General features: G+C 67.2%; 29 protein-coding genes. 10 read left to right on the top strand and 19 right to left on the bottom strand.

The window, feature by feature from the left end; genetic code table 11:
• The first annotated feature begins 15 nt into the window (after positions 1-15).
• Entirely contained in the window at positions 16-291 is a 276-nt protein-coding gene (locus P0204_RS13880; protein ID WP_276180220.1) for a ubiquitin-like small modifier protein 1, read from the top strand.
• On the opposite strand, the gene P0204_RS13885 is transcribed toward P0204_RS13880, so the two are convergent.
• Both P0204_RS13885 and gatD read right to left on the bottom strand, forming a co-directional pair.
• Positions 288-1,181, bottom strand: coding sequence for a GNAT family N-acetyltransferase (locus P0204_RS13885; RefSeq protein ID WP_276180223.1), 894 nt, complete (start codon positions 1,179-1,181; stop codon positions 288-290). The two genes, P0204_RS13880 and P0204_RS13885, sit on opposite strands and share 4 nt — an antisense overlap.
• A 58-nt stretch (positions 1,182-1,239) precedes the next feature.
• Positions 1,240-2,487 carry a Glu-tRNA(Gln) amidotransferase subunit GatD gene (gene gatD / locus P0204_RS13890; protein WP_276180225.1) on the bottom strand — a complete coding sequence of 416 codons (1,248 nt, stop codon included), beginning with the start codon at positions 2,485-2,487 and terminating at the stop codon, positions 1,240-1,242.
• A 102-nt stretch (positions 2,488-2,589) separates the two neighbouring features.
• Between gatD and P0204_RS13895 the strand changes: the two genes are divergently transcribed.
• Positions 2,590-3,090, top strand: a complete 501-nt coding sequence (locus P0204_RS13895) for a hypothetical protein (protein ID WP_276180228.1) — start codon at positions 2,590-2,592, stop codon at positions 3,088-3,090.
• Here P0204_RS13895 and P0204_RS13900 read toward each other — a convergent pair.
• The 3 genes from P0204_RS13900 to P0204_RS13910 all read right to left on the bottom strand — a co-directional run bounded on the left by P0204_RS13900 (position 3,082) and on the right by P0204_RS13910 (position 5,907).
• A complete protein-coding gene (locus tag P0204_RS13900; protein ID WP_276180231.1) occupies positions 3,082-3,729 on the bottom strand; it encodes an ArsR/SmtB family transcription factor in 648 nt (215 codons plus the stop codon). The genes P0204_RS13895 and P0204_RS13900 overlap by 9 nt on opposite strands.
• Before the next feature lie 52 nt (positions 3,730-3,781).
• On the bottom strand, positions 3,782-5,155 hold the full coding sequence (locus P0204_RS13905) for a hypothetical protein (RefSeq protein ID WP_276180233.1): 1,374 nt from the start codon (positions 5,153-5,155) through the stop codon (positions 3,782-3,784).
• 95 nt (positions 5,156-5,250) lie between these two features.
• Positions 5,251-5,907 carry a DUF1405 domain-containing protein gene (locus P0204_RS13910; protein WP_276180236.1) on the bottom strand — a complete coding sequence of 219 codons (657 nt, stop codon included), beginning with the start codon at positions 5,905-5,907 and terminating at the stop codon, positions 5,251-5,253.
• Positions 5,908-6,033: 126 nt separating this feature from the next.
• Here P0204_RS13910 and P0204_RS13915 point away from each other — a divergent pair, with 126 nt between their 5' ends.
• Positions 6,034-6,408, top strand: coding sequence for a DUF5802 family protein (locus P0204_RS13915; RefSeq protein ID WP_276180239.1), 375 nt, complete (start codon positions 6,034-6,036; stop codon positions 6,406-6,408).
• Between the two features lie 24 nt (positions 6,409-6,432).
• A complete protein-coding gene (locus P0204_RS13920) occupies positions 6,433-6,744 on the top strand; it encodes a DUF7126 family protein (protein ID WP_276180242.1) in 312 nt (103 codons plus the stop codon).
• Here P0204_RS13920 and P0204_RS13925 read toward each other — a convergent pair.
• The 3 genes from P0204_RS13925 to P0204_RS13935 all read right to left on the bottom strand — a co-directional run bounded on the left by P0204_RS13925 (position 6,739) and on the right by P0204_RS13935 (position 9,687).
• Positions 6,739-7,413 carry an MBL fold metallo-hydrolase gene (locus P0204_RS13925; protein ID WP_276180245.1) on the bottom strand — a complete coding sequence of 225 codons (675 nt, stop codon included), beginning with the start codon at positions 7,411-7,413 and terminating at the stop codon, positions 6,739-6,741. The two genes, P0204_RS13920 and P0204_RS13925, sit on opposite strands and share 6 nt — an antisense overlap.
• Before the next feature lie 147 nt (positions 7,414-7,560).
• Complete coding sequence (locus P0204_RS13930) at positions 7,561-8,523, bottom strand: WD40/YVTN/BNR-like repeat-containing protein (RefSeq protein ID WP_276180248.1); 963 nt, start codon at positions 8,521-8,523, stop codon at positions 7,561-7,563.
• A gap of 264 nt (positions 8,524-8,787) precedes the next feature.
• Entirely contained in the window at positions 8,788-9,687 is a 900-nt protein-coding gene (locus P0204_RS13935) for a MogA/MoaB family molybdenum cofactor biosynthesis protein (protein ID WP_276180251.1), read from the bottom strand.
• Between the two features lie 140 nt (positions 9,688-9,827).
• Between P0204_RS13935 and P0204_RS13940 the strand changes: the two genes are divergently transcribed.
• Entirely contained in the window at positions 9,828-10,166 is a 339-nt protein-coding gene (locus P0204_RS13940; protein ID WP_276180253.1) for a DUF7977 family protein, read from the top strand.
• A 65-nt stretch (positions 10,167-10,231) separates the two neighbouring features.
• Entirely contained in the window at positions 10,232-11,971 is a 1,740-nt protein-coding gene (locus P0204_RS13945) for a histidine kinase N-terminal 7TM domain-containing protein (protein WP_276180255.1), read from the top strand.
• Between the two features lies 1 nt (position 11,972).
• On the opposite strand, the gene P0204_RS13950 is transcribed toward P0204_RS13945, so the two are convergent.
• The 4 genes from P0204_RS13950 to P0204_RS13965 all read right to left on the bottom strand — a co-directional run bounded on the left by P0204_RS13950 (position 11,973) and on the right by P0204_RS13965 (position 14,327).
• A complete protein-coding gene (locus P0204_RS13950) occupies positions 11,973-12,671 on the bottom strand; it encodes an SDR family NAD(P)-dependent oxidoreductase (protein ID WP_276180257.1) in 699 nt (232 codons plus the stop codon).
• A 50-nt stretch (positions 12,672-12,721) separates the two neighbouring features.
• Entirely contained in the window at positions 12,722-13,282 is a 561-nt protein-coding gene (locus P0204_RS13955; protein ID WP_276180259.1) for an NUDIX hydrolase, read from the bottom strand.
• A 26-nt stretch (positions 13,283-13,308) separates the two neighbouring features.
• The gene (locus P0204_RS13960; protein ID WP_276180261.1) at positions 13,309-13,956 is read right to left on the bottom strand and encodes a helix-turn-helix domain-containing protein; all 648 of its coding nucleotides are present in this window, start codon (positions 13,954-13,956) and stop codon (positions 13,309-13,311) included.
• Positions 13,957-14,051: 95 nt separating this feature from the next.
• The gene (locus P0204_RS13965) at positions 14,052-14,327 is read right to left on the bottom strand and encodes a DUF7553 family protein (protein ID WP_276180263.1); all 276 of its coding nucleotides are present in this window, start codon (positions 14,325-14,327) and stop codon (positions 14,052-14,054) included.
• Between the two features lie 92 nt (positions 14,328-14,419).
• Between P0204_RS13965 and P0204_RS13970 the strand changes: the two genes are divergently transcribed.
• From P0204_RS13970 to P0204_RS13985, 4 genes are all read left to right on the top strand, one after another.
• A complete protein-coding gene (locus tag P0204_RS13970) occupies positions 14,420-14,836 on the top strand; it encodes an SRPBCC family protein (protein ID WP_276180265.1) in 417 nt (138 codons plus the stop codon).
• Positions 14,837-14,899: 63 nt separating this feature from the next.
• The gene (locus P0204_RS13975; protein ID WP_276180267.1) at positions 14,900-15,199 is read left to right on the top strand and encodes a CGCGG family putative rSAM-modified RiPP protein; all 300 of its coding nucleotides are present in this window, start codon (positions 14,900-14,902) and stop codon (positions 15,197-15,199) included.
• Positions 15,199-16,266 (top strand): radical SAM/SPASM domain-containing protein, encoded by a 1,068-nt coding sequence (locus P0204_RS13980; protein WP_276180269.1) that lies wholly within the window; start codon positions 15,199-15,201, stop codon positions 16,264-16,266. Before P0204_RS13975 ends, P0204_RS13980 begins: the two co-directional genes overlap by 1 nt.
• Positions 16,267-16,331: 65 nt before the next feature.
• Positions 16,332-16,973 carry a helix-turn-helix domain-containing protein gene (locus P0204_RS13985; RefSeq protein WP_276180271.1) on the top strand — a complete coding sequence of 214 codons (642 nt, stop codon included), beginning with the start codon at positions 16,332-16,334 and terminating at the stop codon, positions 16,971-16,973.
• Here the strand turns inward: P0204_RS13985 and P0204_RS13990 are convergent.
• The 7 genes from P0204_RS13990 to P0204_RS14020 form a co-directional block, all read right to left on the bottom strand.
• Entirely contained in the window at positions 16,970-18,133 is a 1,164-nt protein-coding gene (locus P0204_RS13990; protein WP_276180273.1) for a hypothetical protein, read from the bottom strand. The two genes, P0204_RS13985 and P0204_RS13990, sit on opposite strands and share 4 nt — an antisense overlap.
• 1 nt (position 18,134) lies before the next feature.
• Positions 18,135-18,365 (bottom strand): DUF2249 domain-containing protein, encoded by a 231-nt coding sequence (locus P0204_RS13995; protein WP_276180275.1) that lies wholly within the window; start codon positions 18,363-18,365, stop codon positions 18,135-18,137.
• 24 nt (positions 18,366-18,389) lie between these two features.
• A complete protein-coding gene (locus tag P0204_RS14000; RefSeq protein ID WP_276180277.1) occupies positions 18,390-18,548 on the bottom strand; it encodes a DUF7560 family zinc ribbon protein in 159 nt (52 codons plus the stop codon).
• 36 nt (positions 18,549-18,584) lie between these two features.
• Positions 18,585-19,094, bottom strand: coding sequence for a GNAT family N-acetyltransferase (locus tag P0204_RS14005; RefSeq protein WP_276180279.1), 510 nt, complete (start codon positions 19,092-19,094; stop codon positions 18,585-18,587).
• A 300-nt stretch (positions 19,095-19,394) separates the two neighbouring features.
• The gene (aspS, locus tag P0204_RS14010; protein WP_276180281.1) at positions 19,395-20,699 is read right to left on the bottom strand and encodes an aspartate--tRNA(Asn) ligase; all 1,305 of its coding nucleotides are present in this window, start codon (positions 20,697-20,699) and stop codon (positions 19,395-19,397) included.
• Between the two features lie 35 nt (positions 20,700-20,734).
• A complete protein-coding gene (locus tag P0204_RS14015) occupies positions 20,735-21,670 on the bottom strand; it encodes a phosphotransferase family protein (RefSeq protein WP_276180283.1) in 936 nt (311 codons plus the stop codon).
• The gene (locus P0204_RS14020) at positions 21,667-22,359 is read right to left on the bottom strand and encodes an HAD family hydrolase (protein ID WP_276180285.1); all 693 of its coding nucleotides are present in this window, start codon (positions 22,357-22,359) and stop codon (positions 21,667-21,669) included. The genes P0204_RS14015 and P0204_RS14020 overlap by 4 nt, the downstream gene beginning before the upstream one ends.
• Position 22,360 lies beyond the last annotated feature (1 nt).

Here is a 22,360-nt window from a genome sequence, read left to right on the forward strand (position 1 = left end):
CTATCTCCTCCAGATATGGAGTGGAAACTGTTCGCACACCTCCGAGAAGTCGCCGGCGGTGACACCGTTACCGTCGACGTCGACGGCGAACCGACAGTCGGTGCCGCGTTGGACGCACTCCGCGAGGAGTACCCTTCCCTGGCCGCCGAGGTATCGGAGGACGGCGAGCTGGTCGACCACGTCAGACTACTGGTCGACGGCGAGGACCCCTTCACTGCGGGTGAGGGCCTGGCGACGACCGTCGACGAGGGCACCGAACTGGCCCTGTTCCCGCCGGTCAGCGGCGGCTAAGCCCCGGTGAGGTCGGCCGAGAGGGCGAACGTCGGCCAGTCGCTCGTGTTCGCCCGGACGTAGGCCGCCTCGGCGACGTGGCGCGGCGTCTCCGGGATGAAGACCCGTGTCCCGTCGACGCCCAACGTGGCCGCGTCGGCCCGAACGGCGTCGAACAGCGCGTCCGCCGCGTCGGTGTCCTCCCACGTCCCGACGGCGTATTCGGCGAGCGTCCGGTCGGTTCCCGCGTCCTCGGTCGTCCGGACGCGGCAGGCCATCCCCCGGGTTCCGCTCCCGGCGACCGCGAAGACGGCCTGTTCGTCCGCCAACCGCTGGAGGCGCTCCCGTGTCAACTCGGCGACCGCCCACGTCTGCTCTGTGTCCAGTGTGACCCCGGAGAGGGCGGTCCGGCCGTCGCTTCGGGTCCAGTAACTCCAGGCCGCCGTCGGGTCGCGCTCGACGGGCATCGACGGCTCCGCCTCGCCCGGTTCCGGGCGCGCCCAGCGGAAGGCGCTCTCGGGTCGGAAGCCGGCGGCGACGGCCTGTCCGAGGCCGGCGTCGTTCCAGGAGAACACCATCCCGCGGGCGACGGTCGCACCGCGGTCGCTGGCCCACTCGAAGAGGTCCCCGAGCATCGCAAGCCCGTAGCCTGCGCCGCGGTGAGCCGGATCGACCCGGATTCCCTGGACGTAGGCCTCGTGGTCGGAGACCAGCGCTGCCTGACAGAGGCCGACGACGGTCCCGTCGACCTCGACGACGACGGTCCGCTGACTCGGGCCGTCGCTGCGGACCCAGTCGTCGAAGACGTCCGGAACGTAATCGTCAGTCTCACGGTCGTCCCAGACGCCCTCGACGACGGATACCACGTCCTCGTAGTCGGCTTCGCGTGCCTGCCGGACGGTCGATGACATACGACGACTGGTGGCGGCCTCCGTCTTGAAACTGTGGCGGAAAACCGACGATCGCAGGCTACAGCCAGGGGGTCGACCGCTGCTGGATCTCGCCGGCCAGGGGGTCCCGGATGGCGTCCTCGACGTCCCCGGCGTTTGCCAACGCCCACATCAGTTTCACCTTCGCCGTCCCGGGCAGCATGTCTTCGCCCTCGATGACGCCGGCCTCCAACAGGTCCCGGCCGGTGTCGTACACCCGGTCACAGACCCGGCCTTCGAGACACTGGCTGGTCATCACGACCGGCACGTCCAGCGCATCGATCGCGTCGATCCAGTCGGTGTTGACGTGGCCCAGGCCGGTCCCCTCGATGACGATACCGGCGCTGTCCTCGGCAGCCGTTTCGAGCAGCGTGGGGTCCATCCCTGGTGTGAACTTCACGAGTTCCACGTCGGTCGCCAGGTCGTCGGCCAGCGCCAGGTCGGTGTCGCCGCGCTCGGCGTACTCCCGGCGGAAGGTAACTTCGTTGTCGCCGTCGGTGTCGTAGTCGACTTCCCCCAGCGGGTTCGCGCCGACCGTCTCGAAGGCGTCCCGGCGGGAGGTGTGGTTCTTCCGGACGCGGGTCCCGCGGTGGAGCGCACACCGGTCGTCGGACTCGTCGGCGTGCATACAGACCAGCACTTCCGCGCAGTCGCTCGTGGCCGCCTCGACCGAGCAGACGGCGTTCATCACGTTGTCCGAGGATGGACGGTCGGCCGACCGCTGACTCCCGGTGAAGATGACGGGGACCGGCGTGTCCAACATGAACGCCATCGCGGCGGCGGTAAACTGCATCGTGTCGGTGCCGTGCATGACGACGACGCCGTCGGCGCCCGCTTCGATCTCCTCGTAGATGGCCGCCGCGAGGTCCTGCCAGACGGCGGGAGTCATGTTCTCCGAGAGGATGTTGGCGACGACGCGACCACGGTAGTTTGCCATCCCCGCCAGGTCCGGCACCGCCCGGAGGACGTCCTCGGCGTCGAACTGTGCGGTGACCGCGCCGGTGCGGTAGTCGACGGTCGAGGCGATGGTGCCCCCCGTCGAGATCAGCGACACCGTCGGCAGGTCGTCGTCGAACTCGATCTCGGACTGTCCCTGTTCGTCCTGGGCGCTCTCGACGTCGTACACGTCGGATTCGAGTACTTCGACCTCGGCCTCGGCCCGGTCGACGCCGACGTTGTAGCCACCGTCGAGCTTGATCGCGAGGTGGTCAGGGGTGCTCGACGGGAGCAAGACCCCCTCGTAGGTCTGGTCCGCGCGGTCGACGCGGACGCGGTCGCCTGCGTTCATGCGCGCCAGTTCCGCCCGGCGGGACTTGAACCCATCCGTTCGCGGCCCGGAAGGTGACACGCTCCCGAAAGGTCCATGCCCCTCGGCGTGCCATCGGTAGGTATGTCCGAGCGAACCGAGGAGCGGACCCGCGAGGCAGACACCACGACGGATGCCGACACGGGCGTCGACATCGGTGGGATCGGCGGGACCACGACCGAACGCCAGTCCACCGACGAGACGGCGGAGTCCGGTGGGAGCTACTTCTCCGCCCGGGCGCTCCTGTTCGCGTTCGCCGCGACCGGCGGCGGGATGGTCGCGGGCAGTTTCGTCCCGCTACTCCCGTTTACCGCGATCCTGGGGATTCCCGTCGGTGCCTTCCTCTACGGCCTCGCGGCGAGCGAACGGCGCTACATCGAGACGGGACTGGCCGGCGGGCTCGTCGCCGGCGTCGGGACCGTCCTCTCGGTGTTCTCACAGCTCGCGCTCCGGGGCGTCGCCGGCGGGAACGTCGGTGCCGGCCGTCTGTTCCTCGTCGCGGCGGTACTGGGGCTGGTCGCCTCGCTGGTCGCTCACTACCTCGGCCGGGACCTACGCGCCGGCCTCACCGCCGACCTATCGTAACTGCCAGCCGTCCTCGGTCTCCTCGACCACGTCCTGTGCCGCCAGCCGGTCGAGTACCTCCTCGATCAGTTCCGGTGGCGCTTCGACTTCGCGGGACAGCGCCGGGACGGTGGAGACGCCGGCTGCCAGCGCGCTCACGAGTTCGGCGTAGAGCCGGCCGTCACCGTCGTCGACGGCCTCGTCGATCCGGTCACGGACGTCTGTCGCGCGGCCCTGGACCCACCGCTGGGCCAGTGAGAGCTCGTTCTCCAACTGTTCGAGCCGTTCGAGTTCGCTGGCGAGGTCGCCAAGCGTCTCCTCTCCGCCGTCGCCGACGTCGATGCTGATATGGCGACATCTGGACATGTCGAAGCCGGGATTGGTCGGGTAGGCGCTCTTGGTCCCGAACTCGTAGGGCGAGACACGGACCTCCAGTCGGAGGTTCCGCGAGATCGAGAAGTACTTTCGGCGCTTGTCGTCGGTCCGGGAGGTGACGAGTCCGGCGTCTTCCAGTTTCTGGAGGTGGTCGATGACCGCCTTGGGACTGACGCCAAGGTACTCACTGATCTCCGTGATGTAACAGGGCTTGTGGGCGAGCAGTCGGAGGATACGCCGACGGTTGGCGTTCCCGAGGAGATCGAGCAACTCGGCGGAGTCCATTCACCCGAGGGTAGCGGGTCTGCGTAGAAAAGGGTGACCCCTTCGAGCGGGATCAGGGTGGGCCACCGCTGCCGCCGTTACCGGACTGATCGTCACTCGGTGGGCCGCCGTTCCCTCTGTCGCCGCTATCCGGCGGTCCACCGTCGTCCTGGTCGTCGCTGTCGTCGGACTCGGTGTCGTCCTGGTCATCACTGTCGTCGGATTCCGTGTCGTCCTGGTCGTCAGTGTCGTCGGGCGATTCCGCGCCGTCGTCCGGGGGTCCGTCGTCGGATGGTGCGTCTCCGCTCTCGGACGGATCGTCGTCCTCGTCGTCGGGCGAGGTATCCTCATCGGACGGTGTCGTATCCCCGGATGGGTTGCTCTCACTGTCGCTGTCGTCCGGTGGCCCGTTGTCCGCTGGCGGACCTGTGTCCTCCGGCGGTCCCCCGTCGCTCTCGGTATCATCGGGAGGTCCGGCGTCTTCCGGTGGTCCTTGATCGGAATCGCTATCGTCGGAGGGTCCAGTGTCGTCCGGTGGTCCTTGCTCCGAGTCACTGTCTTCCGGAGAGCCGGCGTCTTCCGGCGGTCCCTGATCGGAGTCGTCATTGTCAGGAGGCCCGGCGTCTTCCGGTGGTCCCTGGTCGGAGTCGTCGTCGTCAGGAGGTCCGGCGTCGTCCGGCGGTCCCCGCTCACTCTCAGCCTCGTCAGACGGGCTGGAATCGTCCGACGATCCTCGATCGGACCGGTCGTCAGATGGGCCGGTGTCATCCGGCGGGCCACGTTCGCTGTCGTTGTCATCCGGTGGGCCACGTTCACTCGCGTTCGGCGGGCCACGTTCGCTGGCGTTGTCACCCGGTGGTCCCCGCTCGCTCGCGTTCGGCGGACCTGCCCTGTCCGGCGGTCCGGCGATCCCGCGGGCGATCTGTGACACCTCCGGTCCGGTGAGGTTGCTGGCGTTCCGCTTGAGCCGTTCGAGTTGCGTATCGTTGACGCCCGTCTCCCGGGCAGCCGTGTCGGTCTCGTTGACCGCCGTCTTCAGCCCCGTGATCCGGGCCGCGAGCCGGCTCTGCTGTGCGACGTAGGCCTGTTCCGAAAGCGACCCGTTCTCGAACCGTTCCTCCAGCGACTCGTTTCGCTCCTGGAGCCGTTCGAGTCGGCGTTCGAGCGTCCCTGTTCGGTTTCTAACGAGCTCCGGCTGCTCCTCGTCGCTGGCTTGCTCGTAGCCGGCACGCCACATCCCCGACTCGACCGTGTCGTCAGCTGCCGCCGAACTGGCTTGGAGGAAGGCGCTCAGCTGCGTCCCTAGCGTAGTGTTACCGGTCGTGTTCGCCTGGCTGATGACGCCGCTTCCGGAGTCGTTGTCCGCCACAGTTCCCTGCGCAGCGACACCCGGAACACCGAACGCGAGAGCGGCGACAGCGACTAACACGAGGTAACGGTGGCGCATCTATCGATAGCTATGGCCATCCAGTCGTAAAAATAGGGGTCTTCGTTCGAAGCGTTTACCCTCCACCGAGGGCCTCATAAACAGTCCAATAGCGTTTATACTTCGTTTTCAGCGTGTCTTGGAAGCAGCCAGGACGCGGCGACGACCGCGCCGACCGAGAGTGCGACTGTCGCTGCTGTGAGCGTGATCCCCGGATCGTAGCGAAGCGGTGGGTAGTAGCCGAACCCGTAGTCGAGAAGGTCGTTGCCGAGCGCGAGCGCAAGCGCCGTCAGGAGCGCACCGCGGGTCGTCCGCGCGTAGTGTGGGACCAGCAACCCCTCGGCGACGAACCCGACGTGGGTGACGATGATCCCGAAGTACGCCCACGGCGCGGGGAAGTAGGCGTCGAACCCCAGGTTCAGCGCAACGACGGTCCAGAGCCCCATCTTGAGCAGCCAGACCAGCGCGATGGTGTGGAGATACGCGAGCGGTCGACTCAGCGGAACCTCGTCCAGCGACCGACCGAGAAACGGCAGCAGCGTCGCCAGCGAGAGCGTCATGAGAAACAGGGCTGCCGGCGAGTCGGCGTACAGCGGCCAGAGGAACGTCGACACGTCAGGCATCGTCTCGACGTAGTACCGGACGCCGACCAGCATCGCGACGACGTTGACGAGCAGCAACCAGACCAGACTCGGCGTGTTCTCCAGGTAGTAGCGTGCGTACCGGCGGGGGAGCAGGTAGTCACCGGTACCGGTCGCTCGCTCGCTGTCCATACCGTGTCCGGGACCCCACAGAAAAAAGCACTGTCGGAGTCGCCCTGCTGGCGGTCGGATTGCGCGACGACAAAAACTTATGGGCCAGCGTTTATGCGTGTCGATGACACACACTCGACTGCACCGATGTTCGAACAGTTTTCACGCGGATACTATCTCGGGCGGCTGTACGTCGAGCCACACGACGACGCAGCCGCAACGATGTGTCGCGAACAACACGAGCGCGTCAACCGACAGTTGTACACGACCGGTGACGGGGTCGAACGCACAGACCTCCCGCTCGTGATGAAACTCGGTTCACAGCATTTCACCGTCCACGGCGACGACGGCGTCCCGGCCGATACACTCGCGGTCCCTCGTGACCTCCTCGAAGACCACCGGTTCGAGAACCCGCCGGATCTCCGCGAGGTGTTCCTGGCGAAGGCCGACCACGCTCAGCAACTGCTCTCTGTGAGTACCGATACCTCCGAGAACGGGCCGTTCTGGAACCGAACACATTAACGCCTCGAAGCTCCCCGTCAAGGTATGCATATCATCATCGCCGGCGCCGACGAGGACGGACTGGGCGCAGCGCTTTCCGACATCGAAGCCGATGTCCATGCGGTCGATGTCGCGAACCGGCCGGGTCTGGAGGAGGCCGGCATCCACGAGGCCGACGTCTATCTGCTGACCGAGATGCGCCAAGCGACCTCGATCGCGGTCGCGAAAGACCTCAACCCGGACGTCCGGGTCGTCATCTACGCCGACGGCTCGCTCCCGGATTTCGCCAGCCGACAGGCGGACCTCGTCGTCGACCCCGACCTGCTGAGCCCGGAAGCAGTCGCAGAGGAGCTATAACCGGGCAGCCAGATCGGCGAGCCGGTCCGAGCCGCCGCGTTCGAAGGGCGTTCCGTGGCCGGGCACCGCGATCTCGAACGATGGAGCGTCCTCGACGAGCGACTGGATCGACCGACGGACATCCCGGATGTCGTAGCTCAGGTGCCACGGCGAGGGGTGAAACCGTCCCCGCTTCTCCCGGACCAGATCGCCGAGCAGCGCCGTCGACAGCGACTCGCTGACGTAACTGACGTGGCCGGGCGTGTGGCCCGATGTGTGATAGGCGGTGAAGCTCCCGACGGTCTCGCCGTCGGACAGTGGTTCGATCGGGAGGTCGGGTGCGTCGACCAGTGGCGACGTGAGTCGCTGGAGTGCGCCCTTGTGGTTTCGCAGGGGCGGCGAACGGTCGCCGGCGACGAAGTTCGCGTCGGCGGTCCCCACGTAGACCGTGGCGCCGGCCTGTTCGAAGGCGGATAGACCGCCCACGTGGTCCATGTCGTAGTGGGTAAGGAGAATCCGTTCGACATCGCGGGGCTCGAACCCGGTGTCGATCAGTCCTGCGACCAGCCGGTTGCCGTCCCAGGGCATCCCGGTATCGACGAGCGTCACCGTCCCGCCGTCGTCGACGAGCGCGGCGTTGACGCCCGTGAGGTCGTACCACCACACGCCGTCGCCGAGAGACTGTACCATAGCTGTCGGTACGAACGCCGACGCCAAAACCCTTCACGGCTCTGTCGGCGGAATCCCCGATCGAGCAGCCAGTCAGCGGGCGGTGTCGTCCATCACGACGGGACGACGTGTGTCGCTGGAGGGCCGAACGGAGTCGTCACGCACTCGTTACCGCTCGACGATGGTCCCGCCGGAGCCGACGGCGATGTCGGTGCTGCCCCGGACGACCGCTTTCAGGTTCTGGCCGCTGGGGGTCGCCTGTTGGTTCCACTTCTCGTCGAGGTCGTACACCTTCCCGCCGCCACCGACCGTGAGGCCGTCACTGTCGTCGTCGGTGACCTCGATGTCCCGCAGCCCCGCGTCGCCGGTGTCGGCGGGCGTCCACTCGACGCCGTCCCAGTGGAAGATCATCCCGCCACCGCCGGAGATCCACACGTCGTCGAAGCCGTCCGAATCGACACCGTAGAAGTTGACGTTGGCGTCGGCCAGCCCGATCTTGTCCCAGGTCGCGCCATCGCTGGTCCGGAACACGGACTTGTTGCCGTCGACGATGTGGCCCTTCCGGTCGTCGAAGAAGTCGACGGCGTTGATCGCCGAGCCCGAACCGGGCGTGACGTACTCCCAGGTCTGGCTGGCGCCGTTCTCGAAGGAGTAGTACATCTTCCCGGAGTCGCCGGCGACGTAGACGTTCGCCTCGTCGGCCCGGCCCGTGACCGAGACGTCGTTGAAGTTGTTGGTCACGTCCATGGGGGCGCTGTGGTCGGTCAGGACACCGGACTCGACGTCGTACTCGCCGATCGCACCCGACGACCCGACGAACCACAGGCGCTTGCCGTCGTCGGTCACGTCCGCGCCGTAGAGGCTGTTTCCGTTCCCCGTCGGCCCGCCGTCGACGATCTTCTGCCAGCCCAGGGGCGTCCGTTCGAGGACGACGCCACCACCACCGACCGCGTACGCGCCCTCGTCCGTGTACTCGACGTCGTGGAGCGTGTTCCCCGTCGGCGACTCCACGGCGGTCCAGGGCGACTGGGCCGCCCCCGAGACGGAGAACGCCGTGATCCCCGTGGCTGCGGCAACTGTCGCACCGATACCCTTGAGTGCACCGCGTCGCGTCGCAGTTCGATCGGACATTGCACTCTCGCCTGGGGATGGAACCCACTTGAAGGGTTGACGCAGTTAAGACGATTTAGACGCTTTAGAGGGTTTGTACGGGAAGTTTTCGGGATGCTGAGGGGGGGGGGGGGAATTACCGGAACCGAGGGGTGTCGCGATTCAGCGGTCGGTCAAGCAGTTCATAGCGTCTCGGTTCATTCGTTTTGTGAACTGCCGGCTCGATTAAGACGTTTTATTCGTTTTACGCCCTCGATTTCGCGAGGGAAAACCGGTCGAACGGGGTCATTCGAGTTCGGCGACGAGCGCCGGTGCTTCGGTCGTGACGACTTCCTCGACTGCGCGGACCGCCAGTTCTCGCTCGCCGGGAAGACAGAACACCGGGCTCTCGCCGGCGATCCCCGCCGTCGTTCGGACGCCGACGACGCTGGTCCCGGCCCGGTAAAACAGGAGGTTCCTGACGACTTCACCGAACCCGGGCAAGACCTTCTCGAACAGCGGGTGGACCGCCTCGATGACGACCTCCGACTGCGCGATACCGGTCCCGCCGACGGTGACGACCGCCTCCACGTCCGGTCGCGAAACCAGTCCGTCGACGGCCCCCTGGACCTCGTCGTATCCGCCCGACAGCTCTCGGGTCACAGTCACCGAGTGACCGGCGTCGGTCAGACTCTCCGTCAGTCGATCCGTCGTCAGGTTCGGATCGCCCTCCGAAGTCGCTGCCTCGCCGACGGCGACCAGCGCCACGTCGATCGATCGTGCAGGTGTCGTCGACACCGACCGTGCCGTTTGCGTTGTCGTTACCGGCCCCGAGCCGGTTGGTTTCGATCGCCCTGGCGTTGTTTCGGCTGGCCCCTGGGCGTCGGTCGAGGTTGATTCAGGCGGCGAGCCGGGTGGTTCGGCCGGCTCCGTGTCGCTGGTCGGGGCTGTCCCCTCGGCTTCGTCCGCTGTGTCGGTCCGTGAGGCCGCGTCTGTCTCCGCCGTCTGCGTGTCCGTCTCTTCCACTGTGTCTGTCTCGTTTGCGGTCTCTGTTCCGTCCGTCGTCGCTGCCTCGCTCGCTGTCCCCGACTCGCTCGTTCCGCCGTCACCGGACTGCTCTGTCTCCTGATCGGGCTCCGTTTCCGGCTCGTCGTCGGACTCCTCGCTCGCCCCCCGCCGCGTGTCCCTGGACTGGAAATCGACCATGTCAGTACGTGGACGGTCCCCGGGTAAATACTCGGGGGCGGCCGCTGGCCGGACCGCCAGCGTTTTGCGGCCGCTGGCCCGACTGTGAGGTATGCTCCGTCCTGACTACGGCCGAAGGGTCGTCACCCGGTTCGCCAGCGATGAGTGACGACGCCGCGAGCGACCGGGTCTCCATCGACAGCGACGGCTCGGTGACGGTCACTGACGACGACTCCGGCTACGAGCGACCCAGCGGCGAGCCGCCCCGCCAGGCCGAACCGACCGAGGGGTTTGGCTGGCACGGCTGGGTACTCGTCGGTGTGGTGTTCGTCGCCTTCCTCGTCGTTCCCGCGGCGATCCTCTATCTCCCAGCGGCGCGGGGGATCGTCGCCGCTCTGGGACTGACGCTCCGGGACGCCTACCTGGTGTTACCGCTGGTTCCGGCGTTCGTTCTGGGTACGGTCGCCGTCTGGTCCGCGCTACGGTCCCGTCGGTCGTAACCCAGTATCAGTGCTTGTAACGTCGGGGAACGATTTATACTCGGGTTTCCTGTACTCCCCGACAAATGCTCCTCTCGGTCGTCCTCCTGGCGGCCGTTCTCGGGATGTGTGTTGCCTTCCTGGTCTGGCTCCACCGTGACCGCCCGGGTGCGGGCCCCCTCGCAGCGTTCGTCGTGGCCGCGAGTCTGTGGGCCGTCGCTCACGGCCTGGAGCTTGCGGTCCCCGACATCGAGACGATGCGCTGGCTCCTCAAGGTGCAGTTGACCCTCTCCGTGGTCGTCCCGGTCGCCTGGCTGGCCACCGTCTTGGAGTACAGCGGGCGTCCGGAGTGGCTCACCCGCCGGCGACTCGCGCTCCTGCTGGTCGAACCGGGGGCGTTCGTCACGCTCGTCTGGTCGAACGCCGCTCATCAACTGGTCTGGGAGGGGAGCACGACGACGCTTCTCGGCGGGACGAGCGCGCTCGCACCCGAGTGGACGCTGTTGTACTTGGCGCATCTCGCGTACATCCTGGCGCTGATTCTCGGCGGTGGCGGGTTGTTGCTCCGGACGACGTTTCGAGCCAACGAGTCGTTCCGCGGGCAGGCCATCGTCCTGTTGCTCGCGATCACCGCGCCGACCGTCGCCCAGGCCCTGCACGTTCTCGACGCGATCCCGACTCAGTTCGATCCGACGAGTCTGGGCTACGTCGTCTCGGGCGTCGTCCTTTCGGCGGCACTCCTGCGCGGGCATCTGCTCGATGTCGCCCCAGTGACCCGTGACCTCGGGCGGGAGGCGATCTTCGCCGAGATGGACGATCAGGTCGTCATCGTCGACGACGACGGCCGTATCGTCGACGTCAACGACGCGGCCGTCGCGCTGTTCGACTGCGAGCGGAACGAACTCCAGGGTCGGCGGTTGGCGGAGCTGTTGCCGGCGCTGGCGGCGACTGTTCCCGATCCGGGCGAATCTACCCAGACGGAGACGGAACTCCAACGGGACGGTGCGGTGAACTACTACGACGTGCGGGTGACGCCGCTGTACCGGGCCTACGGTGTCGTCTCCGGCCACCTCATCAGCCTCCGGGACATCACCGGTCGGCGCCAGCGCGAGCAGCGACTCGACGTTCTCAACCGCCTCCTGCGGCACAACATTCGCAACGAGATGAACGTCGTCCGGGGCAACGCCGACCTCCTCGCCGATCGGGTCACCGACGACGAACAGGACCGGATCGAGCGCATCCGGGACACGGTCGACACTGTCGTCGACCGGAGCAACAAGATCGGCCGGGTATCGGAGGCGCTGGAAGACGAGTCGGTTCGACCGGTCCGACTCGCGAGCGTGCTCGCCCCGTTGATCGAGGACGCTCGGGAGACCTATCCTGCGGCCGACATTTCCCTCTCCTGTGACGAGGACATCTGGGTGTCCGCTGGGCCGTCGCTCTCGCTTGCCTTCGAGGAACTGGTCGACAACGCCGTCGAACACGGCCGCTCGCCCGAACGGGACGCCACCGACGGCCCGACAGCAGCCGGCCGAGCGGACGGCGGCGCCAGCGTGAACGTCGACGTCGACGTCACCTACCGTGCGGAACCGCCGAGGGTCCTCGTCACCGTCGCCGACGACGGACCCGGTATCGCCGCCCACGAACGGGAGGTCATCCAGGCGGGCGAGGAGACGCCGCTCCAGCACGGCTCCGGTGTCGGCCTGTGGCTCGTCGCCTGGGTCGTCCGCAACGTCGGTGGGACACTCTCGTTCGAGGGCGGGCCGGGGACGACCGTCGCGGTCGGCCTCCCCGCCGCGAAACCCCCGGAGTACGACGAGGCGTGACTCACCAGGACTTCCGCTCCCGGTCGCGCCAGAACTCCCCGCTCGGTGCCTCCGGGCGGAACCGTGCGAGCCAGACCGGCGTCTCGGCGCCTTTCTCGGGCGTCCGTGGGGCGCTGTCCTCGGTCATGTCCGTCTGGACGTAACCCGGACACACCGAGTTCGCGAGCAGCCCCTCGGCGGCGTACTCGCCGTTCAGATACCGTGTCAACCCGTTCAGTCCGGTCTTCGACACGCGATAGGCCGGCATTCCGCCGGACTGACGCTCGGTGATCGCGCCCAGCCCCGAGGAGACGTTGACGACGCGGCCGCCGGGCCGGTCGAGCAACAGTGGGAGGGCGTGTTTGGTCAGTACCGTCGGTCCCCGGAGGTTCGTCTCGAACGTCCGGTCGATGGCGTCGGTGGGCATCTCGGCCAGAGGCTCCCGTGTGTCCATCACGCCGGCGTTGTTGACGAGAACGTCGAGCCGTCCCGACTCCGCCTCGATCCGGTCGACCGCGGCAGCCATCTCGGCGTCGTCGGTCACGTCGAGTTCGACCGCGCGACGGTCGGCCGCCGTCACGTCCGCCGGGTCCCGCGCCCCGGCGTACACCGTCGCTCCGTGACTGACGAGGCCGTCGGCGATCGCCTTCCCGATCCCCCGTGTCGCGCCGGTCACCAGCGCGACCTGTCCGTCGAGGTCGTCGTACAGCGGAACGTCCATGTCGCCCCTACGGCGTCCGTGCCGAAAAACCGGACGACGGGTCTTGGTCGTTACTGCTCCTCGTCCCGGCGCATGGCGATCTCGAACCACGGACAGAGCCGCAGCTGCCGGTAGTACTCGGGATGTTCGCGCAGGCGCTCGTAGGGGACCCACAGCAGCCCGTCGACCTCCTCGGGGTTGGGGTCCAGCGAAGTGTCCTGCAGCGTCGCCTGCAGCACCGCACAGACCTCCCACTCCAGGCCGGCGTTCTCGTAGTAGCGTTTGTACTCGAAGCGGTCGGTGACCCGCAGGTTCTCGTACTGATCGGGCGAGACCCCCAGTTCCTCCTCCAACCGCTCGCGGGTCGCCTCGACCTGTGTCTGGCCCTCGACGGGGTGAGAGGCGACGGTGCCGTCCCAGTGGGTGTCCCACAGCCGTTTGCCGGCGGCACGCTGGGCCAGCAACACCCGACCGTCCTCGTCGAACAGCAGTGCGGTGAACGCCCGGTGCCGGACGCCGTCGCCGGTGTGGGCTTCGAGACGGTTGACCAGCCCCTCCTCGTTGTCGTCGGCGTCGACTGCGATGACGTCCTGCTCGGCGTTCTGATGAACCTCGTCGGCGTCGTTGCTCATTGTCAGTTCACTCACAGCGGGGATTCTTACGCGCTTCGACTCGGCGTGGCCTCCAGTTCCGAGACGAACCGCTTGAGCACCTGCTCTTCGGCCCGGTGGAGCGTCTCGCTACAGGTCGATTTCGCGATCCCGACCGTCTCGGCGAGTTCGGTCAGCGAACACCGTCGTGGGGTGTCGTAGTACCCTTCCTCGACGGCCGTCCGGACGAGGTCACGCTGGCTCTCGGTCAGGACCGGCTCCTCGGTGACGTGTTGCTGGACCTTCTCGACGGTGAAGGGGATGCCGAACTCGTCGAGTTGCTCGCCCAACTGGGAGAGCCGTTCCTGCGGTGCCGTGATCTCCCAGATGGCCTCTCCGCCTTCGAGGGTAAACGGCATCTCTAACGGGATCCCCGACCCCTGGATCGGGAACAGCAACAGCGGGGTCGACGTCTCGAACTGTATCAGTGCGGTGTCGTTCGTCGTCGAGAGGATCTCCATCGAGGTCACCGGCTCCCGACTCTCGATGTCACCGAGGACGCCGGGCAGGTCGTCGGTCGTCACCTCCGCGAGCCCGACCCCCGATTCCTCGTCGGGAAGCGCAGCTAAGACCCGAACCGTGACGTCGTGTTGCCTGGAGACGTCACCGATCCAGATGTCGTCCGGTACCGTGAGCGTGAGTTCTGCGCGTGGCATCGTTCTCACCCGAATATATTCGGCGAGGGCGCAGGGCAGTGTTGCCGAACATGTTCGCTTCACGGGCCAGACGGATCAGTGTACTGGCAGGGAACTCAAACGGGGTCCAGCAGCCGGCGGTACTCGTCCAGCGCCTCGCGGGCGCGCCGGAGCCGTCTCGCTCGGCGTTCGTGGGTCCGCTTGGCGAGCTGTCCAAGGGTGTACCGGAGTCGTGTGATCTGCCCGGTGTCGGGGTCGTACGGGTGTTCCTCGGCGAGGTACCACAGCCGGGCGGCTACGTCGTCCAGACGCTCCTCGATTCCGGAGTCCGGCGGTGTCTCGATCGCACACAGGACCTCGCGGTTCGCCCGGAGGAGCGGTGTGCGCTGCATAGGGACGAGTACGCGGCCGGTAACAAAGAACCTCTAGCCGGACATGTTCGGGGGTGGCGAAGGCTTATCCCGTCGGACGGTCGCCATCCGATATGGAACGCGTGTCGGTGAGACGACCCTTCGACGCGACGCCCGAGCGAGTCCGCCAGGAGATGGCCGACCTGGAGCCGTTCATGCTCGGTGCCGGCTTCGACGACGTGACCGTCGACGACGACACCATCGTCATCAACAACCGGGTCGGGCTGTTCGACATCGAACTCGTCCTCGACATCGTCGAGCAGGACGACGCGGCGCTGGTCTACGAGCAACGCGACGGCGTCTTCGAGTCGATGCGAACCGAGTACCACGTCGATGCCGACGGTGAGGGGACGACGGTGACCGCGACGACGGAGTACACCGCGCTGGACCTGGCGGTGGTCGGCCAGTTGCTCGATTCGACGGTCGTCGACCGCCAACGCCGGAAGGAACTCGAAGCCCAGTTCGACTGGCTGGAAGAGCGACTCGGCTGACCGACGACGTTCGCCGAACATGTACGGGACAGGACGGACCCCTACAGCCCGCCAACTACGGGTATGAGCCACGCACACGAAGACATCCCGTCGGTGACCGACGCCGTCCACGACAACTCCTGGTCGGCGAACCTCGAACAGCCCGCCCACGCCGACGATCGGGAGTTGATCGTCGAACAGGCGATGGAGGCGATCGAGCACACGACCGCAGGACACCACGTCAACCTGGTGACCCACGGGGAGCACGGCCACCCCGAGACGTACCTGTTCGCGGAACTGGAGTCGGCCTTCGGCGACGAGATCGATGTTGAGTACGTCGAGCAGTGTGGCTGTGGCGGCCACGTCACCCGGGTGCACGTCTGATGTACGGGGAGATGGACCTGACCGAACGGCCGCTGGTCCTGATCTGGGAGCTGACCCAGGCCTGTGAGCTGGCCTGCAAACACTGCCGGGCCGACGCCCAGCCGCGCCGTCACCCCCAGGAGCTGTCGACCGAGGAGGGGAAGGCGCTGCTGGACGACGCCCGCGAGTTCGGCGAGGGGCAACTGGTCGTCCTCTCGGGGGGCGATCCGCTGGCCCGGGACGACGTGGTCGACCTCGTCGACTACGGCACCGACCGGGGGCTCAGGATGACGCTGACGCCCAGCGGCACCGACTCGATCACCCGCGAGGCGGTTTCGGACCTCTCGGACGCCGGGCTCCGCCGACTGGCCCTCTCGCTGGACGGCGGGGACGCCGTCGCTCACGATAGCTTCCGAGGCGAGGGCGGGAGCTTCGAGGCGACGATGGAAGCGGCTCGTGCGGCCGAGGACCTGGACGTCCCGCTGCAGATCAACACCACAGTCTGTGCGGAGACGGTCGATCAGCTACCGACGATCCGGGAGCGGGTCGCGGAACTTGGTGCGGTCCTGTGGTCGGTGTTCTTCCTCGTCCCGGTCGGTCGCGGTCGGGTGTTGACCCCGATCCCGCCGGCCCGGGCCGAGCGGGTCATGGAGTGGCTCCACGAGGTCAGCGACGAGGCCCCCTTCGGCGTCAAGACGACCGAAGCACCCCACTACCGCCGGGTCGGGATGCAACAGCGCGAAGAGGGCGGCCCGACCAGACGGATGGGCGTTCGGGCCGGTAAGGGGTTCGCGTTCGTCAGCCACACCGGCGAGGTCTACCCCTCCGGGTTCCTCCCGAAGTCGGCCGGTGACGTCCGCGAACGGAGCGTCGTCGACATCTACCGCGATTCGGAGCTGTTCCGGTCGCTGCGGGACGACGACGCGCTGTCGGGCAAGTGTGGTGCCTGCGAGTTCCGTGGTGTCTGTGGCGGGAGCCGTTCGCGAGCCTACGCGACCACCGGCGACCCGCTCGCGGCGGACCCGCTGTGTGAGTACGAACCACCGGGCTACGACGGCCCCGTTCCCGATCAGCACCCGGCCGATTGAGGGGGTTTTTCAGCCACTGGGAACGGGCGACCCCCGTTTTATGCCAGTAGTCCGCACAGTCTGGTATGAGCGACTCGGGTATCAGGGTCGAACTGGCGGTCGACTCCCCCGGTGCCTGTCCGGTGGCGGATGTCACCGAAGAGGTCGGGGCCTCCGTGACCGACGTTTCGCGGTCCAGCCCACAGGAGGGACAGGTCGTCGAGGAGTTCACGACCGACGGCGAGGCCGACGTCGTCGAAGCCTACCCCGGTGCCGAACAGGTCTTCGCCGCGGGCGACGGGGGGCGGTATCGATTCGAGCGCGACCGGACGGACTGTGTCTGTGAAGCCGTCGAGACCTTCTCGTGTCCGGTCGCGGACATCCGTGCGGTCGACGGTCGACTCATGTTGACGTTTCACGCACCGGACGTCGACAGGGTTCGGGCCATCGTCACTCGGCTCAAAGATCTCTACGACGGCGTCTCGCTGCGGTCGCTGCGACGGGACGGCGACGCGACGGTGATGGACACGACCGTCGTCGACCGGAGCAAACTCACCGATCGCCAGCGGGAGGTTCTGGAGACTGCCGTCGAGATGGGCTATTTCGAGTATCCGAAGGGTGCCAACGCCGGCGAAGTCGCCGAGGCGCTCGACATCTCGGTATCGACGTTCGCCGAGCACCTGGCGGCGGCCCAGACCAAGCTCATGGATTCGATCCTGGCGGATTAACGGCGACGGAACGCCGCTCCGAGCAGCCAACAGTACAGCCCCGCGCCGACGACGCCGGTCGCTTCACCACCGAACACGAGCGGTGGCGACTCACTAAGTATCCCCAGTAGTTGTCCCCCGAGTCCGACGACGAGCAGTCCGATCGTCACTGCTGCGATACGGTCCGTCGACAGCCGCGAGCGGCCGACGGTCGGCGGGTAGAACTGGAACGTGGCACCGATCACGGTCATCCCGAGAAAGCCAAGCAGCATCGTCCGGTAGTGTGCCCGAACGAGTTGGGGGTCCCGCCCATTCAAGACTGTCGCCAGCGCCAGCCCGACACCGACGACGCCGTAGCCGACGGCCGCCAGAACCGCATAAAAGCCCACGCGTCGCCGGTCCGAACGGCGAAACATGACCACGTAGGCTGCCGCGAACCCGACGACCGCGAGCGCTTCCAGTATACCACCGACTAGGAGGAGCCGACGGTCGAACAGCCCGATAGCAAGTAACGCCGGTGCGACTGCTCCGGCCGGGAGGACGAGCCAGACCAGCGGCCGGGGCGGTTCGGCGACGAGAAACCGGGGGAACAGCCGGAACCCGACGCCGAAAACGAACAGCGCGGCGGCCCCCGCGCCGAGCAGGTGCGAGACCTGCGCCGGCAGGAGCCACTGGCGTCCGAGGGCCGGCAGTGTGACGGCGACCGCGCCAGCGGCCAGGTACATAAGCGCGACCGGGACGACGGCGTTGGCGACCCTGTCGACGCCCCTCCGGTGGGTGTTTGCGCCGCCCGTGCCCGTCTCCCGTCCCGTGAGGTTCGTCCGGAGGGTCCAGCCCAGCGATCCCAGGAACACGACGACACCCAGTGCCCAGCAGACGCGCCCGACCGTGGTGACCGACGCCGGCATCGCGGACACGAGCACCAGTCCCGCCGTTCCGACGACCGACAGCGGGAACTGCAGGGCTGGTGCCCACGGGAGCGCGAGATCCCGATCGAAGTACGCGGGGACCAGCGCGTAGGCCTTCCCGAACAGGACGTGCAGGACGAACCCGTACAGGCCGAGGACGACCACCGGTCGGCGGCCGAGATCGGCGGCTACAGCGAGGTGTACAGCCAGAAAAAACAGGACGCCGACCGCGACGAGCCTGCGGGCCCAGCGCGTGACCCGCGGGTCGCTCATCTCACTCCGGGCTGATGTGGACGTGCCACTCGTCGTCGGCGATCCGATCGGTCTCGTGGGTGAACCCCCGCGCACTGAGAGCGTCGTACAGCGGGACCGGCTCGAAACTGTTGATCAACTCCAGGTTCTCGCCCTCCTCAAGGTCGTCGAGCGCGCTCATGATCTCTCCGAACGGTTCGCCGTCGATGTTCCGGACGTCCATCGTCCGACTGTCACGCTGTTCCGTCGCCATACGCGACAGGACGGGGGCTGTCGGTCAGACGCTTGTCCCGAACGTGTTCGCCGAGGTGAACGCTGCCGTCCCGACACCGGCCCCACACACCGCACAGCCCGCTTCGAGGAGTCGCTCGCGTGCGCCGGCATCGACGGTGACGGCAGCCCCACACTCGGGGCAGGTGAACCGATACGTCGCCATCAGTATCGGATGGTCCCGCGATGGCACGAAAACCGGTCACCCATCGTTCTGTGGGGTTTCAGGGGAGAGGTGGCGTTCCATCGTCACGAACGGGACGGTCACATCCTCGATCTCCCGGTGGATGGTTCCCGTCCGCTCGTAGCCGTGTCGCTCGTAGAACCCGACAGCACTCAGTGACGACGCGAGTTCCACGACCCCGATGCCAGCGAACCGCGCGGCGGTTTCGAGTTGCTTCAACAGCGTCGTCGCGATGCCCATATCGGCGTAGAACGGACTGACGAACAGCGCGTCCAGTCGCTGCTCCGGCAACTGGAGGACGCCGTATCCCACCACGGTGTCGTCGATCGTCGCCACCTGGATCTCGTACTGGTCGGCCGACGGCGACGCCTCGAAGGCCTCGATGTTGCCCTCGTCCGGTGCCCAGGCCGCAAGCTGGCCCTCAGTGTACCGCTCGTCCTCGATACCGAGGATCGCCGCGCGCTTGACGGACAACATCGTGCCGGCGTCCTCGGGTCTGGCCTTCCGGAACTGGACGTCGTCACCCACTCCCAGCGGTCGGATACTCGCAGTGATAAGCGTTCCGTCGTTACCGTTGCGGCTCGCGGGAACACCGTTGGACTTCACTTCGTTCGTCCAACGAGCACCCGCTCGACAGTTAGCGACCAGTCCTACGGACTGAGTCGCTGCCGGTCTGCCCGAGAGGCGCGTGGCGCCTCTCGTGCGCTCCCAACGTCTTCGTCAGGGACTCAGACGTTGGCGATCCCGCGGGAACGTCTGAAGACGGTCCTACTCACTCCGTTCCGCCGGCTGCGACTTCCGGGCTCCCGCTCGCCGAGCATCGCTGTCTCAGGGAGACAAGCGCTGCCGATCTCGCGGGAACAGCACCGCTTCGCGGATGTTCTCCAGACCGAGCATCGTCATGATGAGCCGCTCGCCACCGAGACCCCAGCCGGCGTGGGGGGGCATGCCGTAGCGGAACATCTTGGTGTAGTACTCGAACGCCTCGGGATCGAGGCCCTGCTGCTCGAAGCCGGCGACGAGCTGGTCGTAGCGGTGTTCACGCTGGCCACCGGAGACAAGCTCCATCGACGGGTGCATCATGTCGAAGCCGGTCGAGACCTCCTCGTCGTCGTCGTGGTCCTTGATGTAGAACGGCTTGATCTCGCTGGGCCAGTCAGTGATGAAGTAGTGTTCGCCGACCTCTTGGCCGAGAACGTGTTCAGCCTCCGTCGAGAGGTCGTCGCCCCAGACCAGCGGCTCGTCGAGTTCGCCGGTCGCGTTGATCTCGTCGAGCGCTTCTTGGTAGGTCAGTCGCGGGAACTCGCCGTCGGGGGCCTCGAAGTCGTCGGCCAGGTCCAGTGCTTCGAGCTGGGCCTGGCAGTTCTGTGCGACGGCCTCGTAGGCGGACTTGACGACGTGTTCGCAGGCGTCCATCGCCTCGGTGTGATCGAAGAACGCCGACTCGAAGTCGATCGACGTGGCCTCGTTGAGGTGCCGCGGCGTGTTGTGCTCCTCGGCGCGGAAGATCGGGCCGATCTCGAAGACACGTTCGAGGCCGGACCCGACCATCAGCTGCTTGAACAGCTGGGGGCTCTGGTTCATGAAGGCCTCCTGGCCGAAGTAGGTGATCGGGAACAGCTCGGTGCCGCCCTCGGTTCCCGTGGCGACGATCTTCGGGGTGTTGATCTCCGTACAGCCCAGGTCACGGAAGGCGTCCCGGACCGCGCGCAGGACCTCGGCGCGGATCTCGAAGACGGCCTTGATCTCTGGCTTGCGGAGGTCGAGCGTCCGGTTGTCCAGCCGTGTGGGGAGTTCGGCGTCGACCTTCCCCGAGGGGTCAAGCGGGAGTTCGGGGTCGGCCTCGGAGATCACGTCGACCGACTCGGGCGTGACCTCGACGCCGGTGGGAGCACGGGGCTCCTCTTCGACCGCGCCGGTGACCGAGATGACCGACTCGCGGTGGACGTTCAGCCCCGTCTCGACGAGGTCCTCGTCCATCTCGTCTTTCTCGAACTTGACCTGGATCTTCCCGGTCGTGTCCCGCAGGATCAGGAAGGCGATACCACCCAGATCTCGAAGCTCGTGGACCCAGCCGGCGACGGTGACCGTCTCGCCGGGCTCGGCGTCCGCTGTGTAGGTTCGGTCGTCCATGTTCGTCCGTTTGCGGGGACGGACTTAAACTCCGTTTATTCACCCTCGCCGGTGTCCAGCCACTCGGTCAGCCACGCGCGGTGGATCGCCACGGCTTCGGCCCCGGTCTGTTCGGGGTAGTGCGGTCGGGTCACCACGCCCGCGGAGTCAACCGCGGCGGTGACGACGGCCGCTACCCGGTAGGCCCGCGGGACCGACGGCAGCGGGCGAACGGACCGATAGCCCGCGCGAAACGCGCTCCGGAGCGGCTCCGGGTCCGTCCCGTACCAGCGGGCAACGAGGTGTTCGGTCTTGGCGACCGACAGGGCCGGATCGCCGGCTCGCGGGCCACCCCAGTCGAGGACAGCGGCGAGGTCACCTGCCGACAGCAGGGCGTTCCCGGGCCGGAGGTCCCAGGGGAACAGCCGCGGCCGTCGGGTCCGCGTAGGGGGCTCCATCGCGGCGGCAAGTTCCGGCCGTAGGTCGTCGAACGCCGCCGGCAGTGCCGCCAGGGCGTCCTCGGCGACGGAGGTGAACACTTCGGTGACAGACCGGCCCCCACCGATCAACGATCCGCCGTCATCGACCGATAGCGGCCCGGCGGACTCGAAGGGAAACGCCTCGTGGAGCCGGGCCAGCACGCTCCCGAACTGTCGGGCGACGTGTTGGCGTCGGTCCGCCGGGAGGGCGTCGAACCGCTCGTGGAGGTCCGTGCCGTCGACGTACTCGGTGACGAGATAGCCACGCCCGTCGAGCCGACCGTGTGCGAGCAGCCGCGGGACCGGAACGCTCGTCCGGTCGGCGACGGCAGCCAGTAGTGTGGCTTCGGTGTGTATCGCCGCGGGGTCGTCCGTCAGCTGTGCGACGACTGCGGGCCGGTCGGGGTACCGTGCGACGGCTGTCCTCTTGTGGTTCCCTTGCGGTGGCCGTTCGATCGTCTCGGGTATCCGGCCCGGGACAACCCGACGGAACACCTGTTCGACGTCGCTCACGGCTGTCGAGCTTCGTCCGACCGCTCCAACACCTCGATGAGGTCCGCCGGACTGTCGAAGACGTATTCGGGACGGTAGCCCTCGCTGTCCCCGGGTTCCCGGGGACACCAGGCGGCCTGAAGGCCGGCACCGTGTGCGCCCGCCACGTCGTAGGCGAGCGAGTCGCCGACGTACAGCGTCGCTTCGGGGGCGGTTCCCAGGGTCTCACACACGTCGATGAACGGTTCCGGGTGTGGCTTGCGGCGCGGACGGTCGCCCGCGTACCGGACAGTGTCGACCCTGTCAGCGAGCGCCAGCGACTCGACTTTCGGACGCTGACGGCTTGCAGGTCCGTTGGTCAACACGCCGACTGGACCGTGCGCTCGGGCGGCCCGCAACGCTCCGTCCGCCCCGTCGCGGAAGGCGACGGCGCGCCGGTCGACGGTGTCGAGCAGCCCGGCGGCCAGTTCGTCGGCCGGGACCTGTCTGTGGCCGTACTGTGCGCCGAGCCGGCGGAAGCCGGCAGCCAGATACGACTGTTCGTCCTCGGGGTCCGGTGGACCGTCCAGAGCCGCCCACAGCTCGTCGACGGCTCCGAACTGCGGGAGGTCGACGGCCTCGAAGGCGCCGGCATACAGGGTCTCCTCCGCCTGGGTGGACTCACACAGCGTCCCGTCGAGGTCGAAGACGACCGCCTCCACGTGCTGCATA

Source organism: Haloarcula halophila (assembly GCF_029278565.1).
In the GTDB taxonomy this organism is placed as follows: domain Archaea; phylum Halobacteriota; class Halobacteria; order Halobacteriales; family Haloarculaceae; genus Haloarcula; species Haloarcula halophila.